Source organism: Cecembia calidifontis (assembly GCF_004216715.1).
GTDB lineage: Bacteria > Bacteroidota > Bacteroidia > Cytophagales > Cyclobacteriaceae > Cecembia_A > Cecembia_A calidifontis.
This window is the reverse complement of the sequence record NZ_SGXG01000001.1, coordinates 1,462,771-1,478,825: the sequence shown is the minus strand read 5'-3', so window position 1 is coordinate 1,478,825 and position 16,055 is coordinate 1,462,771. Positions and strand designations below refer to the sequence as shown.

The following is a 16,055-nucleotide window of genomic DNA, read 5'->3' as shown; positions in this document are numbered from 1 at the left end:
CGCATAAGCTTATTGCTCACATAGAAAATATACCCGTAGAGCAAGTCAGCTTTTGACAAGCAGATTACAAATCACCCGTATCGTTTCCCGAAATTACAAATTCTTAGAAGCCTCTGAGACCTTGGCGAAAATAACCTTGCGCCCTCTGCGGTAAAAAAAGGAATAACTTATTGTTTCAATACTTTAATGTGCTCAACTTTTTGTCCCCATTGGATTTCGACTACAAAGACACCTTTGGGTATCCTGGTGATCATCTGTGACAGTTGTTCATTCATTTCGGATTCTGATCTGACAGCCATGGCCTGGGTTTGGGCTGAAGGATGGATCAAGCGGAATGTGATGGCTACATCATCGTACTGGGATCTGTCCAGCAAATTGATCCTTAACTGATTGTCACGGCTTGGATTAGGATAGGCCCTCCATACACCGGAGGTGAATTCAACGCCTGTAATGCGAACAGATAATACTTTGGAGTAGTGGAAATTCCCATTGAAATCCACTTGCTTGATCCGATAGAGGATATTTGCACTGCCTAGCGGAAGTTTGTCATCTTCAAAAGCATAATCCATCAAAATATTGCTCCATCCGGCAGCGTTTACTTCCCCGATTTTTTCAAAGTTTACCCCCTGAAGTGACCTTTCAATCTCAAAGTGGGAGGATTCCCATTCTTTGGTGGTGGACCAGGTGATTTTGGTGCTACGGGATTGGTTAAGATATTGGGCTTCTAAACTTGAGATTTCAACAGGAAGAATTCTACATCCTGAATATGTAGCACAAGGCACAGGATTCAAAGGATTGGTTTCATCACAAAACAAGGTTATCTCAGCCCTAACTTTACCACTTGAATCTGTTTGATTTCCTATTGGTCTATCTCCGCAAATAAAAACTTGAGCTGTATTTGTAGCGACAAATTTTGAATTTCCGTCAACTGATAAATTTCCATCTACATCTAACTCAGCACTGTCCTTAACTGTCATAGTTCCCCCTCCCACTAAGCGAATATCTCCATCAATTTTTGTCGTATTATTATCACCTAAAGTCAGACCAGATTGTGTTCCTCTAACCTCGACATCTCCTTCAATCAATACGTTACTGTCTCCCCCAAAAAACATTTTTGAATCCCCTGTAATCAATACATCTTCTTTTACAGTCACTTGTGCATTTCCAAAAACATTAAGTTCGGTTTGCCCCCCGCCTGAAATCGTTAAGTTATTTGTTTCAAAAAAGCCCCAAACATTAATTTTTGAACTGTTTCCTGAATATTTAGTGTCATTATTTACAACCAAGCCACCACCATCTAGCACATTAATTGTGGCAACATTTCCAAGATCGATTTGATTTGCAATTACATTCCCAGACTTGTCTCCATCAATATTTAAAATTGTCCTGTTATCTATGTCAATAAAACCGAAAAAAAATTGATCCATTATTAATAAGAGAAATATTTAATTCAGTCGGAGGCTGATTATTTCTCCCTGAAGTTGGTTTTAGGTTCCCTAAAATATTCAGTTCTCCGCCGTCGACAACAATACTTGATGATATTTCCTGGTCCTGAGTAAGGTTCCCAGAGATATTTAAAATCCCCTCTTCATTGATTTTTAAAGTAACATTACTTCCCAAATTGAATGAAGTCAGATTGATTTGATGATTGATTTCAATTATTACAGAACAAGCGGCTGTACCTGAGGAAGGTGGAAAAGCGGAAGCATTACAGGTTCCTGATTTTGTCCAACAGCTTTGTGTTGTCATGTAGTTGGCTTGGGTGGGAGAACATGTTCCATTGGAAGTATAGGTCACCTGCCCAAAACCTTCCACATTTGCCCCAATGAGCAACAGAAAGAAAACGATTAATGCAAAAATATTTTTCATCGGTCTATTTGTTTAGTATTTTTTTTGCATTACAAACATACTTTTTTGTTTTTTATAAAACAAACAAAATCAGGTTTTTATGCAGTTTTTTGTATTTCATATACTGTTTTTTGCCTTAAAATTGGTTTTGGCGTCAATAAAATAGATTTTTACTGCTCTAGAAGGTGGGAAAAATTAATCCTTACAGGAAATCAGGGAGAATATGTTCAGCCCTTTCAGGGTTGACCCGGATCGGTACCCTCCATGTCCCCCGAGTGGCCACTTGGGGCTATTCAAGGTTCAAGCCCCTTTAGGGTTTTGAATTTCATATAATAAGAGATATTGTTTTATACCCGCAATAAGCGTCGCAACTTGAGCAATTGATTTGCAATGATATCTGCGATTATCCGCCAAATCAGCGTTATCTGCGTTCTGTTTAAAAAAAACCACTGCCCTTTGGGAACAGTGGAAAAAAAACGCATGAAAAAAATTATTACTGCCTCAATACTTTGATGTGTTCAACTTTTTGGCCCCATTGGATTTCGACCACGAAGACGCCTTTGGGGATTTTGAGTAACATTTGGGAAAGCATTTCATTCATTTCCGATTCAGATGTTACTGTGATAGGCCTATTCTGAGCGGTAGGATGGATCAACCTAAAGGTTAGCGGTTCCTGATTGTACTGGCTGGCATCGAGTAAACTGATGCGCAGTTCACTGCCATCTGTAGGATTAGGAAAGGCACGCCATACGCCTGAGGTAAATTCAACACTGGGGACTCTGACCGTCATTACCGATGTATAGGAAAAAGTTCCATCGAAATCTACCTGCTTTAACCGGTATAAAATATTGCCTCCGGTTAAAGGAAGATTTTTATCCTCGAATTCATACTCAACTGTAGCGTCACTCCATCCTGCAGCTTCAACCTCTCCTATTTTTTCAAAACTTAAGCCTTGAGTAGTTCTCTCAATTTCAAAATGGGAAGACTCCCATTCTTTTGTTGTAGCCCATGAAATTATCGCAGATCTTGATTGTCTTAAAAATCGGGTTTCATAATAAGCAAACTCAACTGGAAGAATATTAATTAATGAATACCTTAAAATCACGATCCCAGACCCTCCGTTACCACCTGAAAAGTTATTTGCAGTTGAACTTCCACCTCCACCCCCACCAGATCCTGTATTTGCCACCCCTGGAAACCCATTATTACTTGCAGATGCATTTCCCCCAATTCCAGAACCCCCATCAGCAGGAGAACCAGCTGTATTTCCTTGATTCCCCCCTACACCACCCCCTCCTCCAGCAAAAATATTTAAAATCAAACTTGGATTTATTGGAGGTATATTATTGGCAATAGCAAATGTTCTACCTGCTCCACCATCTCCCCCTCGAGAAGCACCTCCTGGAGGATCTCCTGGAGCTCCGGCCCCACCACCACCGCCTCAACCTGTGACATTATTATTACCAACTCCATTCCCACCGGCATTCGAAAATCTACTGATTCCATCACCGAGAGGTACTGGTTGTCCACCTGGTATTGGATTTGATGCCCCTGGGCCATAAGATCCTACAGAACCACCACCAGACCCTCCAAAACCACCTCTTCGTTGATCATCATAAGTAGGAGCTATAGGCGTACCTAATATAGAAGAATTGGCACTTCCTCCCCCTCCTCCTCCTTGAGCTATAATATTTACGAATGGATTATTGTTATCTGTTCTAGTAACGCTTGAAGGATTCCCAGTTCCACCTCTAGTGCTTGAGGATGAACTCCCTTGACCTCCATTTCCAATCACAATATTTAAAGGAGTTGGGGAATTAAAATCGAGACTAAGTGAACCTGTATTTGAAACATACCAAACTTCACCTGCACCTCCACCTCCAGCACCTCTATTACCTGAGTCATCTCTTTTTCCTCCTCCTCCTCCTCCTCCAATTACAAGAATATCATCAAGAAATTGTAAACCAAGTGGAGGAGTCCATAAAGCATCACATTTAAATACTACTATGACTGTATCATCGCTCATATTATAAGTAATAACACATCCATCTGGAGATTGGAAACTTGAAACAACAGTTTGCCCATACCCCTCCATCACCAAACCAAAAAACAGTAAGGAAGCAATTATCAAACGAAAAAAAGATCCAAAAAACTTCATTTTACCAAGGGCTTATCAATTATAATTAATTGAATTACAAATATATATTTTTGCACTTGATTAAAAAACAATTACAGTAAAAAATTACCTTTTTTGCATTTCAAATTATTTATCCTGCATTTTATATGATTTTTAAAACACTTTGTATAATTACCTAAATTATTACATTTGTTCAATTTTTCATAAAAAAAATCAATTTTTACTTGATAAAAATATATAAATCATTTTTATGTCGGCAATCTGCATAAAACTGGATATCAAAACAGAATTTTATAATTACATTTTTTTATTTTGCAAAATTTTATTCTTTTCTATATCTTGAGTCAACAAATAGGCCCTAGTAATATGCTCTTTAAAGAAAAAAAAAGGTTGGTGACCATTGCTATTTCCATTTTGTTGGTCCAATTATTTTTTTACTCCAAGGCTCATGCCCAATGCAGTCAAAACAATTTCGCAGTCACTGAATTGTATTTTTTGGATGTAAACGGAAAGCCCATAGATCCAAGCCTTCATACCATTGGCAGCAAAGTAACGGGTAGGATCTATGCCCGCTTCAGTGGTTCTGCAAACAATTCCTTCTTTCCTTTACATTTTGCCAACAGAGAGGAAGTTGCTGGCATACTGGCCTCCAGCACATCAAGCTCATGTGTCCAGAATACCACCGGGTTAAGCAGCAATCAAATACCTAAAAATGAATTGGTCTATCTTTTCAATTATGAAATCACTTGGGGCAGCGAAACTTTTTTCAGAGAAATCTATATGACCTGGAGAACAAATGAGGGACAAAGCACTTGTAGGACAAATGAGGCCAGCGGCCAATGCTTTGCCTCACCAGAAGGACTTAGGGTCAGTGTAGAATTCAGTCAATTGCCTGTAATTTGGCAGGATTTCTCAGTCAATCGGGACAACAAAAAACAAAATATTATCCTAAAATGGTCCACTGTCAAGGAATGGGAATCTTCACACTTTGAAATCGAAAGGTCAATCGCTGGAGTTGAGTCCTTTGAGGTGATCGGACATGTAAAAAGCTTAGGTTATAGTGATAAACCCACTACCTACCATTTCACCGATCATCAAATCCCTTTTGGATCTCAAAGGCTCTATTACCGCATCAAACAGGTGGATTTGGACGGAACTGTTGATTACAGCAAAACAATTCTTGCTGAAAACAAAACAGAGTCAACAACTTCTAACAACTGGCAGGTTTTCCCAAATCCCATGCAGGATGCTTCCCTTAGAATAAATTACCTCGGCGCAAACCTTCCCGAAAAGGTGGAAGTCCGAATATATGCCTTGGGCCATAGTAAAAAACTCACCCTTCAAACTGTTGAAAAAAACATGGAAATTGGCCACATACTTCAGGAATTTCCAAAAGGTGTATTGATTATGGAAATCATCGAAGCAGAATCTGTGGAGAATATCAGGATCATAAAAAGGTAAGCCGGCTTAATTTTTCAACACCCTAATTTGCTCGCTTCTATTTCCCCAGCCAACCTGAATCAGATAAACTCCTTTAGGCGCATTTGAAATTATCGAATGAATTTGAGAAGATAAGGAAGAAATATCTTTTCCCGATAAAATAACCGGTTTGGAACTTGGTGAAATCAAAACGACCTGAACTTCCTCACCAGAATATTGCCTGGAATCCACCAGTTCCAAATTGAACTTGTCCCCATTCGTAGGATTAGGAAATACCCGCCAAACCGTATTTGATGATTCCATCCCGGGAATCCTTACAGACAAAACCTTGGAGTATTCATATTCTCCATTCAAATTAATCTGTTTTAGCCTGTAGAATAAATTTCCTCCTACTAGAGGCAATAAGCTGTCTCTAAAAATATAAGTTTTCTTTGAATCTGACCATCCTGCAGCCATTACTTCACCAATCTTCTCAAAATGTGCAATCCTTAGAGCCCTCTCTACCTCAAAATGAGAGGTTTCCCATTCCTTGGCAGTAGACCAAGAAAAGTTTACAGCTCTTAGGGAACCATCAAAATCAAGAGATAAATCTTCATAAACAACTGGTAGAAAATTAAAATTGACTGTTCGGCTGAAACACCTTACAACACCTGTTTCAAGATCGGTCATGACAAGAGAATATGTTCCCTCTGATAATCCGGTAAGATTAGTAGGATCTCCGGGATTTATAACATTCCCCAATTCATCAAACCATTGGAAGGAAAAGCTTTTGGAAGGATCCAAATTGGTAATTCTAATAGAACCGTTAGGAGAAGGCTGTACTTGCCCAATGTCAGGGGAAGCGGTAACTGTAGCAGAAAAAGGCTGCTGAATACTGCGGATTATCGGTGCAGGCTGGGGATTCATTGTCAAACCATTTGAATCTCTTACATTTACACTGACCTCAATATTATCATTTGGATTTGCTACAACAGACACAAACAGGCCTCCTTCTACTGGTGGTTGAAGGACACCATTCCTTCTTATATTCCAAGTAATTCTAAAGTCTCCATTACCCCCTGCCACATTGGTCAAGAAATAAGTAATCAAAGATCTATTATCTTCTTCAAAACAATTTTGTAAAGAGCTATAGGAATAAAAAAATCCATCAACTGTAATTACCCTTGTATCTGTCCCCAGATTGACACATTGTCCGGGAGGATAGTTCGCTCCTCCACATCTGGCATTATTTCCCGAATTTGACCAATGTGCTCGGATATTGGTCAACCTAGCAGTTTCATTTTGACAGTCAAAATCTAAAGGCAAATCAACTTTAACTGTAACAGGACGGAATTGTCCATTGGTAAGAGGCAAATCTCCTAAGGAAAAATCAAAATTTGCACTTCTTGTCGAGCCAGAGTTATTTCCAGTATTGGTCGTAATCTCCAAGGTAGATACAATAAAAACACCTGTCCTACCTTGACCTGTGGAAGCAGAATACAAAACAGTTATGTATACATTGTTCCAATCTGGACAATTGTTCAAATCAATGGGGTTTCCTGATGCATCGGTAAAGCTAACCGTTCCTAATCTGAATTGATTTGAGTTATTATTGGGCGGAGAACAAGTCAGACAAGACCTATTGGGCAGTTGAGCCTCTGCCTCTTTTATCCCAGTTGCAAAAAGAATTAAAATGGAAATAAGCTTTAAAAACTTCATATCAAATAATGTGTTTTCCCTGACATTTTAAACGCACTGCAAACTGACCGCTTGAAGCACAATTTTTCTTAGGTAGAAAAAGGCACTGATGGCTATAAATACTTTAAATAGTTTTTGTATATGATGAACATTATTGGCTCCTTCCCAGAGTGATTAATGGCCAAGCATTTAGTCAGAAGCTCAAGTGAAATGTTAGAAACCATCAAATCATGACGAAATTTGAAACATTTATTGGAATTTGACAATTTTTTAAAATATTATTTTTATTTTTTGGGATACAAACCATTTTTTAAAAAAAATAATACAAATTTTGAGCTATGAAAGTGCAGGTAAAAAATCATTCTTTCTGGACTTTTTTTAATCAACATCAGTTAAAATCCATTTTTCTATTTAGAGTTTTAAATGTAAAAAGACCTGTCATGCATTGAAAACCTGACAGATCTCTGAAAAATCCAAAAATAAAAACCCGACATCGCTGCCGGGTTTTGAATTATGTACTTGTCCTTGGATATTATCCATTCATGGAAATCAAAAACTCCACATTGTCCCTTGTGCCTTTCATCCTTTGCAACAAGAACTCCATGGCTTCCTGAGAGGTCATGTCGGACATCAGTTTCCTCAAGATCCAGACACGCTGCATCTCTTCCTTGTCCATCAGGAGATCCTCTCTTCTTGTACCTGAACTCGGCACATCGATGGCAGGATAAATCCTTCTGTTGGCCAGCTTTCTGTCCAAGGCCAGTTCCATGTTGCCCGTACCTTTGAATTCCTCAAAGATCACCTCATCCATTTTAGAGCCTGTTTCTACCAGGGCCGTAGCGATGATGGTGAGGGAACCGCCGTTCTCCACATTCCTAGCCGCACCGAAGAAACGCTTCGGTTTGTGCAGGGCATTGGCATCCACACCACCGGAAAGGATCTTACCGGAAGATGGCACCACGGTATTATAAGCACGGGCCAGACGGGTAATGGAATCCAAGAGGATCACCACATCATGACCGCATTCTACCATGCGCTTGGCTTTTTCCAATACGATGGAAGCCACCTTCACATGGCGCTCAGCCTGCTCGTCAAAGGTGGAGGAAATTACCTCTGCTTTTACGGAACGTGCCATATCCGTCACTTCTTCCGGTCTTTCATCGATCAAAAGTACCATCAGATGCACTTCCGGATGGTTTTCGGCAATGGCATTGGCAATCTGCTGCAACAAGACCGTCTTACCTGTTTTTGGTTGCGCCACGATCATACCCCGCTGTCCTTTACCGATAGGGGCAAAAAGATCCAGGATTCGGGTAGAATAGTTGTCCGAGCGGGTAGAAAGGTTCAGCCTTTCTTCAGGGAATAAAGGGGTAAGGTATTCAAAAGGAATCCTGTCACGGATTTCTTCGGTTGTCTTTCCGTTGACGGATATGACTTTCAATAAAGCGAAATATTTTTCTCCTTCTTTTGGTGGACGGATAGAACCCTTGATATGGTCACCGGTCTTCAGGCCAAAAAGTTTGATCTGGGAAGGAGAAACATATATATCATCTGGAGAGGCGAGGTAGTTGTAATCCAAAGAGCGCAGAAAACCATAACCCTCGGACATGATTTCCAGCACGCCTTCATTTTCGATGATGCCTTCAAATTCCCTCATGCTCACATAAGGTTTTTTCTTGGAAGGAACGGTCTCCGCCGTAGGAACATGGACTTCTTCGATATCTCTGATGTTTTTCCTTCTCGGAAGCTCCACTTCGGCTTCTACAGGAGCAGGGGTTGGGGTAGGAGCAGCAGCACTTGGAACAACCTGTTCTACTTCCACTACTTTTCTTCTTGGCCGGATAAATTTTGGCTTGTCTTCTTCCGAGGAAGCTGCAGGTGCAGGCTGGGATCCAGGCGAAGATTCAGGCTTTTTCTCAACCGGCTCTTCCCTTTTTTCTCTTTGGAAAGCTCTTTCTTTTAATTCAGGCTTCTCCTTTTGCTCCGGCTTTTCTTTGAATTCGGGTTTTTCGCTCACTGAAGCCTTCGGCTTTTCAGTTTTCTCTGCAGCAGGTAGGTCTTCGGTTACGTTTTGTCTTCTGAATTTGGGTTTACTTTCTGCTGCCGGCTCTTCTTGGGGTGATTGAGCGGGTTTGGCTTTTTCTTGTTCTTTGACTTCGGCTTCTACTACGGAAGGTTTCTTCTTGGGAAGGGCTTGCTCGGGAGTGATGGCCTGTTGATCCAAAATGGCATAGACCAGGTCATCTTTTTTAAGGTTTTTGAAGTTTTTGACACCTAGCTCCTCAGCGATTTCCTTCAGTTCAGAAAGAAGTCTGATTCTTAATTCTTCTATGTTATACATAAAAAGCTTATGGAATGATTGATACTAATAAGATGTGTAAATAATGTTGATTGTGTATTGAGTATTACTGATCTGAATGAAAAAGGTATTCAGGCAAGTATAAAATCCAAGGGGTGAGGATTTTGATATACTGTAACGGCACAATATTACATGATGTAAATTGAATACGCAAATTTTAAGCCCAAAAGAAAACAAAAGGCACAATGGTTTTATGATTCAATCCTTTACTGAGGAAATTTACACGCCTTCCCTTTGCATGCTTTTGTCACTGTTCCCGAATTTTAAAAGCGCATACATGATTTATTCTACATTAAAATAAACTTCTCTATTGTAATTCCGGCAGGATCGAGTTGACAAGGAGAAGCATTTTCATGTACTCAAACCTCTGTGATTTTTGATCCTCTTTCTCATTACCCCTCCGTGCCTCCTCTGTGTATCTCTGTCTTATAAAAAAACCGAGCTCCTAAAAAAACAAGCCCCTCAACCTCAAAAGAACAATGTCACGTCCTGGTTTTTCTTGACGCTTATTATACTTTCTTCTCTATAATTCGACTCCCTTGGAGTCGGGATTCCAGAATATCAAATTTACCTCTCAAACCCGGGTTGCACCCGGGGCAAATACCCTAAAGGGATTAAACCCCTATCGGGGTTATTTTGTCACCATTTCAAGCAATTACCTTAATGAATACCTAAATACCTAAACTTCTTAATGGTTCCAAATCCGACTTTCGAAATCCGACATCCAACTTTTCCCTACGCCATCATCTGCCTGAGCACCTTCACCGATTTCCATTCTGCAGGCTGATCCAGGTGTTTTGAAAAAAATACCAACAAATGATCCAGCAAATTTCTCCTGACCTGAACAGAAATCTTGTCTGCATACGCAAAATCCTCCACTATCAGGCTGTCCAAATAGGCCATCTCCGGCCCCCAATCCATTTGTTTGGTAAAATCTTCCCTCAGTTCCTCAAAAAATTCTGCCGCCACATCCGGCGCAAAACCGAGATACCTGGCCATACCCCAGAGGAAAACATTCGGATAATGGCTCAAAACGGCCTGTTCATCATCGAGAACAATCAGCGCTTCCACCAAAAAATCAAAAAGATCTTCATTTTGATAGCCCTCATAAACAGACCGGGACAGTACCTCTGCCATAAACATGGCAATACCCGAACGCAGGAAATCAAATGGGATTTTATGATAAGCCCTTCCCAGTTTAACTTCAGAGATCCGGTTGAGCCCCACATTTTCCTTATTGTAGACTACCAGATCCAAAAGGGTCAGCGGCTGGTAAAATCCCATCTTGGTCTTGGCATTGCTGCTCCTTACCCCATTGACGATGTAGGCTTTCAGTCCCAACTCCCTGGTAAAGATCCTGACAATAATCGAGCTCTCTTTGTAGCGGATATAAGAAACGACAATGCCCTTGGTCTTTACCAACATAGGATTCACTTACCTGTCCTCAAAAAAACACTTCCTGCAGCGCGCCTCATAACTGTCCTTTTCCCCTAATAGCACTTTCTCTTTGGTAGCTGTCAAGCGAAAAGAATAAGAAGCCAATTCCCCGCATTTCATGCAGATGGCATGTACTTTGGTCACATACTCCGCAATGGCCAAAAGCTGCGGCATGGGTTCAAAAGGCCTGCCTTCAAAATCCATATCCAAACCGGCAAGGATCACCCTTTTGCCGGCATTGGCCAATACGCTGGCCACATGCACAATACGGTTGTCAAAAAACTGCACCTCATCTATCCCCACCACATCACAGTCCCCCGCCAACAGGATGATGTCTTCTGCGAAGTTAACAGGGGTGGACCGAATGGTATTTTCATTGTGCGACACCACGTCAAACTCATGGTACCTTTTGTCAATGGTCGGCTTAAAAATCTCCACTTTTTGACGGGCAATCAACGCCCTGTTCAACCTGCGGATGAGTTCCTCTGTTTTCCCAGAAAACATAGAACCGCAGATGACCTCTATATGTCCTTTTTTATCCTTTGACTTTGATTTCCCTATGGAAGGTTCGATAAACATACTGCCTAATCACTATACACCATATGGGGAAATTTATTTTGCTCAGCCACGCGGATGTGCAATTCCCCTGCCTCAATTTTAGCTTGGCAAGATAATCGTTCATCTTCGTTTAATCTGCCTCTTTCCCTGAAAAATTGCTCACGCTCATTTAAGGGACTTATATTTTCCATACCGGACCGCACTATCATTTTACAAGTAGTACATCTCCCCTTTTTTCCGCAAGCATGCATCCAGTCAATGTAGTTTTCATGGATTAATTCAATAACTTTACGGCCAGATTCCGATGAAATTATTTCGTGATTATTCAGATTTTCTATAATAATTTTGATCATGGTTTTCGTTGGAATACTGCAATACCTTTCTATTTCAATTCATTATGACCATCAACAACGCATACATTCAGGACTACGCTGATAAATTTACAGTCAAAATTTGTGATGCCTATTTTTCACAAAGGAAATACATGACAGGACCGGAAATGGTTCAGTTGACACCCAGTATCCAGGTCAATTTTTTCTCAATCAAGAGTTTGTTCGAAGCCTGGCAGCAGGAGTTGGAAAAGATGAAAAGCAATCCTTATTTTGACTACCGCGACAATGCCGTACACGAGGCACTCAGGGAATTTATGAATATCCTTTCCCGAAGCATCAAGGTCGAACGCAAAGATTTTGAACCCTTGCTGAAAAATGCAGTCGTGGAATCCATTCAATTGGCTTTGGACCCGGTGGCCTACTTTGAGAAGGAATTCGACAAAAAAGACCCTTCCCAGCTCAATGCTTACCTCAAGGAAAACAAAAAATACTTCAAGTGGCATACGGACCTGATCCAGAATATCATCGACCGGGCCGGACTAGCCCATACCAGGGAAGCATTCAAACAGGCATTGAACCAAAACTTCGAAAGGCTGAGCGATCAATTGGAGCCAGCTGAAAAATTACTGGAAACGCTTAATGCGGTATATCCATTAGAACTCCCCAAATTATTTGAAAATCCATCAGTGAATCAGGCTGTTGAAGCAAATACTCCTACACCTGAACCCCCTCTGACAGCTGAGGGACCCAAAGCGCAAACTACAAGCCAAGCTGCTGAACCTGAAAAGAAGCCTGAACCAGAAACAATAAAACAGTCCTCCAGCCCTTCCAGTTTACCAAGCGCTATTAATTACAAAATGGCCCCAATGGAAAATGCCTTGGATCCGCTACAGATCTGGTCAAAGTTTGAAGCTGAGGAATATTCCATCATGAAAGGTACCATCAAAGATCTGGCAGACAGCATTGGCATCAACCAGAAATTCATGTTCACCAAAGCCCTTTTTGACGGCAATCCTGACCTGCTTAGCCACGCGTTGAAATCCATCGACCAATGCGAAAGTTTTGCAGACGCCATCAATCTGCTCAATCAGCGCTATGTAGGGGAATTGAACTGGGACAAAAACTCGGATGAGGTCAATGAATTTTTGCAGCTCATCTTCCGCAAATTTGACCATAGAAATTAAGCTTATTTCATCCTTCCCAAAAGCTGAATCCTATGGGAGTCCAGTTTGATAAAAATAAAGAGCAAGATAGTAAATGACCATAGGGAAGAACCTCCGTAACTGAAAAAAGGAAGGGGTATTCCGACTACCGGAAACAGGCCTATGGTCATGGCTATGTTGATCATAAAATGGAAAAGCAGGATGGAAATTACACTATAGCCATAGACCCTGGAAAACCTGTTTTTTTGTCTTTCCGCCAAAAACACCAAGCGGATCAACAAAGCACAGAAAAGGAAGATCACGACCAGGGACCCTACCCAGCCAAACTCCTCTCCCAGGGTACAGAAAATAAAATCAGTGTGCTGTTCGGGGACAAAATCAAACTTGGTCTGTGTGCCTTCCAGGTATCCTTTACCGGCAAATCCCCCAGATCCGATAGCAATTTTGGACTGGGTCACATTCCAGCCCACCCCCAGGGGATCAATGTCAGGATTAAAAAGAACCATGATCCGGTTTTGTTGGTGTTCAGGTAATTTGGAAACGACATAGTCCAAACTGTATGTGTATGCAATGGTCGCCAATCCCAAAATTGTAAAAGCCAGTATCCTGGAAAGTTTCTTTTTCCCTAATAAGATAAAAATCACTACCACGGCAACCACGCCGATGACGATATAGAGGTTATTTTCAATTCCCAAAGCCAGCAATGAAACAGCTATAAAGGCCAGACCCAGCACATAATAACGCTGTGGCATTCCCTCTCTATAAAGCATGATAAAAAACGCGGAATATACCATGGCAGTTCCTGTGTCCGGCTGAAGCATGATCAGCGCTACAGGAAGCATGATAATCAATAAAGCCTGCATTTGGTATTTGAACTGACTGAGGTCAAAACTCGGCCTTTCCATAAATTTAGCCAAAGCCAATGCGGTGGCAAATTTGGCAAATTCCGCAGGCTGTAGGCGGAAAGCACCAATTTCAAACCAGGCCCTTTGCCCATTGATTTCTTTTCCAAAAAATGGAGTGATCAAAAGGAACAGCAGAAAAATACCATAAAGGACTAAAGAAAGATTTTCGAAAAGCCGGTAGTCCGCTACCATGATGATGGTGATCAACAGCAAGGCCGTACCGATCCATACCAATTGCTTTCCGGAATTGATAGAAAAGTCGAAAATACTTTTGGCAGCTTGTTCGTCATAGACAGCCGCATAGATATTGAACCATCCCATGATGACCAATAGGGCATAGATGGTAATGGTGATCCAATCTATTTTATTGATGTATAAATCGTCCTCTCTCACTGCTATTACATAAATTTTCCTGCAAGCACATACTCTTCCAAGGCAGGTCGGGTAATCTCACCCCTTAAGTATTTTTCAATCATCAAGCTGGCAGTACTAGCAGCTGCCCTACCTCCCCAGCCTGCATTTTCCACATACACGGCGATAGCAATCTTTGGATCCTCCTTAGGGGCAAAGGCAATGAATACGGAATGGTCTTCTCCCTGTGGGTTTTGGGCAGTCCCCGTCTTACCGGCAATGGTGATGTCCTTGATCGCTGCCCTTGCGGCAGTACCATAGATGGCCTCTGCCATGGCATCCTGAATCAGGTCAAAGTGCTGGGCGTCCACTCCTACATCGATTCTTGTCCTGAACCTTTGGGGTATTTTATTGGGATCTCCATCCACTGCTTTGACCAGATGTGGGGGATAATAATATCCTTTATTGGCAAAGATGGCTGCCAAATTGGCCATTTGAAGCGGGGTTACGAGCATCTCTCCCTGTCCAATGGAGAGCGAATAAATGGTGGAATATTTCCACCTACCTGGCCCATAAATCCTATCATACAGGTTACTGGAAGGAATGGAGCCTCCCTTTTCATTGTAAAGGTCAATGCCCAAAGGCCCTCCAAGGCCAAATTTTACCACATATTCCCTCCAGGTGTTCAATCCAATTTCGGTATCCTTGAAGGTACTCCTGGAAACCTCCCTATTGATCATTGCCCTGTAGGCTTGATGGTAATAGGGGTTGCAGGAATACTTTACGGCTCCAAACAAATTCACTGGATTGGGATGGTTGTGGCAGGCTACCAAGGAACGGTTACATGAATAGGTGGTATTGGGACTCAATACGCCCATTTGCAAACCCACCAGCGACTGCACGATTTTGAAGATAGAACCGGGAGGGTACATAGCCATGATGGGCCGGTTGAAAAGCGGTTTGCTGTCATCTTGGTTCAACTGCATGTAATTGGCTCCAAACTTTGCGCCGGTAAGCATATTGGGATCATAGCTTGGCGCAGAAATCATGGCGAGAACTTCTCCTGTTTTAGGCTCAATGGCCACCACAGAACCTCGCTTGCCCGCCATCAGCATTTCCCCATATTGCTGCAATTCCAGATCAATGGTGGAGGTAAGGTTTTTACCTGCCACAGCAACTGTATCATATTCCCCGTTTTTAAATGGTCCTTTATCAACCCCCCTTACATTGACCATTCGGTATTTTACCCCTTTGACCCCTCTGAGTTCGGGCTCATAAAACCCCTCAATACCGCTCAACCCAACATAGTCCCCCTGCCTGTAATATTTAAGGGTGTCACGCTCCAACTGTCTTGCACTGATTTCCCCAATATAGCCCAAGGCATTGGCAGCACTTGGCTGAGGATAAGACCTAACCGCCCGGGTCATGACAAAAAGCCCCGGATAATCAATCAGGTAATCCTGAATCCTGGCAAATTCTGTGGTAGAAATCTGTTTTTTCAAGGGAGAGGGCTTTACAGCTGAGTATTTCCTTGCAGCTGTATATCCTTCTATCAGCTGCTCTTTACTTATCTGGAAAATTTCACAAAAACGTGCTGTATCCTTTACCGAAAACTCCCGGGGGATGACCATCAGATCAAAAATGGGATTGTTGTAAACCATGATTTTTCCGGTGCGGTCATAGACCAGTCCCCTGTAAGGGTGGTCCACTACCCGCTGTATGGCATTTCGCTCTGCCCTTCTCAAAAAAGTGTCATCCGCTACTTGTATCAAAAACAGTTTTGTAAGCAATACCACACCTACCAACACGATGGCGATGATAATGATTAACGGTCTTTGATCATTCATT

Annotated in this window: 14 protein-coding genes; 2 read left to right on the top strand and 12 right to left on the bottom strand. The window is 41.7% G+C overall.

Annotation, left to right across the window (positions count from 1 at the left end):
* Window positions 1-167: 167 nt before the first annotated feature.
* The 5 genes from BC751_RS22030 to BC751_RS22745 form a co-directional block, all read right to left on the bottom strand.
* Entirely contained in the window at window positions 168-1,427 is a 1,260-nt protein-coding gene (locus BC751_RS22030) for a fibronectin type III domain-containing protein (protein ID WP_207226848.1), read from the bottom strand.
* Window positions 1,399-1,869: a hypothetical protein gene (locus BC751_RS06415; RefSeq protein WP_130274823.1), complete on the bottom strand. Its 471-nt coding sequence runs from the start codon at window positions 1,867-1,869 to the stop codon at window positions 1,399-1,401. Before BC751_RS06415 ends, BC751_RS22030 begins: the two co-directional genes overlap by 29 nt.
* A gap of 472 nt (window positions 1,870-2,341) precedes the next feature.
* On the bottom strand, window positions 2,342-3,169 hold the full coding sequence (locus tag BC751_RS22755; RefSeq protein ID WP_130274822.1) for a glycine-rich domain-containing protein: 828 nt from the start codon (window positions 3,167-3,169) through the stop codon (window positions 2,342-2,344).
* 8 nt (window positions 3,170-3,177) lie between these two features.
* Window positions 3,178-3,321 (bottom strand): hypothetical protein, encoded by a 144-nt coding sequence (locus BC751_RS22750; RefSeq protein ID WP_165389805.1) that lies wholly within the window; start codon window positions 3,319-3,321, stop codon window positions 3,178-3,180.
* Window positions 3,290-4,006 (bottom strand): glycine-rich domain-containing protein, encoded by a 717-nt coding sequence (locus BC751_RS22745; RefSeq protein ID WP_130274821.1) that lies wholly within the window; start codon window positions 4,004-4,006, stop codon window positions 3,290-3,292. The genes BC751_RS22750 and BC751_RS22745 overlap by 32 nt, the downstream gene beginning before the upstream one ends.
* A gap of 345 nt (window positions 4,007-4,351) precedes the next feature.
* Between BC751_RS22745 and BC751_RS06400 the strand changes: the two genes are divergently transcribed.
* Window positions 4,352-5,446 (top strand): T9SS type A sorting domain-containing protein, encoded by a 1,095-nt coding sequence (locus BC751_RS06400; protein ID WP_207226847.1) that lies wholly within the window; start codon window positions 4,352-4,354, stop codon window positions 5,444-5,446.
* A 6-nt stretch (window positions 5,447-5,452) separates the two neighbouring features.
* Here the strand turns inward: BC751_RS06400 and BC751_RS22320 are convergent, their stop codons facing one another.
* From BC751_RS22320 to BC751_RS06375, 5 genes are all read right to left on the bottom strand, one after another.
* A complete protein-coding gene (locus tag BC751_RS22320) occupies window positions 5,453-7,123 on the bottom strand; it encodes a T9SS type A sorting domain-containing protein (protein ID WP_242617389.1) in 1,671 nt (556 codons plus the stop codon).
* A 511-nt stretch (window positions 7,124-7,634) separates the two neighbouring features.
* Window positions 7,635-9,443, bottom strand: a complete 1,809-nt coding sequence (gene rho, locus BC751_RS06390; RefSeq protein WP_130274820.1) for a transcription termination factor Rho — start codon at window positions 9,441-9,443, stop codon at window positions 7,635-7,637.
* Window positions 9,444-10,196: 753 nt separating this feature from the next.
* Window positions 10,197-10,886 carry a DNA repair protein RecO gene (recO, locus tag BC751_RS06385; protein ID WP_130274819.1) on the bottom strand — a complete coding sequence of 230 codons (690 nt, stop codon included), beginning with the start codon at window positions 10,884-10,886 and terminating at the stop codon, window positions 10,197-10,199.
* 9 nt (window positions 10,887-10,895) lie between these two features.
* Window positions 10,896-11,477 carry a thymidine kinase gene (locus tag BC751_RS06380; protein WP_130274818.1) on the bottom strand — a complete coding sequence of 194 codons (582 nt, stop codon included), beginning with the start codon at window positions 11,475-11,477 and terminating at the stop codon, window positions 10,896-10,898.
* 5 nt (window positions 11,478-11,482) lie between these two features.
* On the bottom strand, window positions 11,483-11,809 hold the full coding sequence (locus BC751_RS06375; RefSeq protein ID WP_130274817.1) for a 2Fe-2S iron-sulfur cluster-binding protein: 327 nt from the start codon (window positions 11,807-11,809) through the stop codon (window positions 11,483-11,485).
* 44 nt (window positions 11,810-11,853) lie between these two features.
* Between BC751_RS06375 and BC751_RS06370 the strand changes: the two genes are divergently transcribed.
* Window positions 11,854-12,972 carry a hypothetical protein gene (locus BC751_RS06370; protein WP_130274816.1) on the top strand — a complete coding sequence of 373 codons (1,119 nt, stop codon included), beginning with the start codon at window positions 11,854-11,856 and terminating at the stop codon, window positions 12,970-12,972.
* Between the two features lie 2 nt (window positions 12,973-12,974).
* Here the strand turns inward: BC751_RS06370 and rodA are convergent, their stop codons facing one another.
* Both rodA and mrdA read right to left on the bottom strand, forming a co-directional pair.
* Window positions 12,975-14,249, bottom strand: coding sequence for a rod shape-determining protein RodA (rodA, locus tag BC751_RS06365; RefSeq protein WP_130274815.1), 1,275 nt, complete (start codon window positions 14,247-14,249; stop codon window positions 12,975-12,977).
* Window positions 14,250-14,254: 5 nt separating this feature from the next.
* The gene (gene mrdA / locus BC751_RS06360) at window positions 14,255-16,054 is read right to left on the bottom strand and encodes a penicillin-binding protein 2 (RefSeq protein ID WP_130274814.1); all 1,800 of its coding nucleotides are present in this window, start codon (window positions 16,052-16,054) and stop codon (window positions 14,255-14,257) included.
* Window position 16,055: the final 1 nt, after the last annotated feature.